This is a genomic window from Variovorax sp. YR750 (assembly GCF_900109805.1).
Classification (GTDB): domain Bacteria; phylum Pseudomonadota; class Gammaproteobacteria; order Burkholderiales; family Burkholderiaceae_C; genus Variovorax; species Variovorax gossypii.
This window is the reverse complement of the sequence record NZ_FOBJ01000052.1, coordinates 1-1,391: the sequence shown is the minus strand read 5'-3', so window position 1 is coordinate 1,391 and position 1,391 is coordinate 1. Positions and strand designations below refer to the sequence as shown.

The following is a 1,391-nucleotide window of genomic DNA, read 5'->3' as shown; positions in this document are numbered from 1 at the left end:
GGTATCTCGCCGATGCAGTCGCGCCCGCTCGCCAGGTTCGCCCAGAAGTCCTCCAGATCCTCCGCCTGCGGGAACGCCCCGCTCACGCCGATGATCGCGATCGGCTCCGGCTTGACAGGAACCGCGGCCGGGGCCGGGGCCGCTGCATGCCTTTCGGGGGGCATCGCCATGGCCTGCGCGAAGCGCGCACGCGGCCTGCGTCCCGCAGTCGGCGGCGCGATTGATATCTGCGCGACCGCCCGCTCCGGCGCCGCCGCAACGGTATCGCCCAAGTGCGTGACCAGCACGGCCCGGTGCTCGCGCACCAGATGCTCGACCAGAGCGGCCAGTGTTGGATACTCGAAGAACACAGTCGGCGTCAACGCCAACCCGAACTGGTCATTCACGACGTTGGCAAAGGACGCCAACGTGATGGAGTCGAAGCCGAACTTGCTCAACTCGACCTGCGGATCGATCTGTTCCGGCTCGAGCTTCAGGAGTTCGGCTGCCGCGCGCGCCAGCAACGATTGCAGCCTCTCTTCGAGCGCGTCGCTGGTCGTGACCTTGACCGCTGCGTAGGCACGCTCCGTGCCACCCAACTGCCCGGCCAGCACCGCCCGGTGCTCGCGCACCAGGTGCTCGCTCAGGCCAGCCAGCGTCGGGTATTCGAAGAACACCGTGGGCGTCAGCTCCAGCCCGAACTGATCGTTCACGACGTTGGCGAACGACGCCAATGTGATGGAATCGAAGCCGAACTTGCTCAATTCGGACTGCGGATCGATCCGTTCAGGCGCGAGCTTCAGGAGTGCCGCCGCCGCCCGCGCCAGCGACAACTGCAGCCTCTCCTCGAGCGCGTCCCCGATCGTGACCCTGACCGCTGCGGAGGCACGCTCAGTCCCACCCAACTGCCTGGCCAGCACCGCCCGGTGCTCGCGCACCAGGTGCTCGCTCAGGCCAGCCAGCGTCGGGTATTCGAAGAACACCGTGGGCGTCAGCTCCAGCCCGAACTGATCGTTCACGACGTTGGCGAACGACGCCAATGTGATGGAGTCGAAGCCGAACTTGCTCAGCTCGGACTGCGGATCGATCCGTTCAGGCGCGAGCTTCAAGAGCTCCGCCGCCGCGCGCGCCAGCGACGACTGCAGCTTCTCCTCGAGCGCGTCGCCGATCGACGCCGCGGATTCTCGGACCGACCGCGGTGCCATGTCCTGCGCTGGCAGTCCGTGCGATGGGGTCGCAACCAGCGGAGCCGCAACGGTCTGCCGCTGCCGCACGATGCCGTCGCTCAGGCCCACCACGATCTGCTGGCCCAGCCCGTGCGCCACCTCCGCCGGATGGCGCACGTCCACGAACCCCTGCGCCTCGAGCAACCGCCGCCAGGCCTGCGGCGTCAGTGCCGGCGAGCCCGGAAT

General features: G+C 68.0%; 1 protein-coding gene. It reads right to left on the bottom strand.

Annotated features, from left to right (window positions below):
* The coding region (locus BMY35_RS37485; RefSeq protein WP_143080858.1) for an acyl carrier protein at positions 1–1,391 on the bottom strand (1,391 nt) is incomplete at both ends.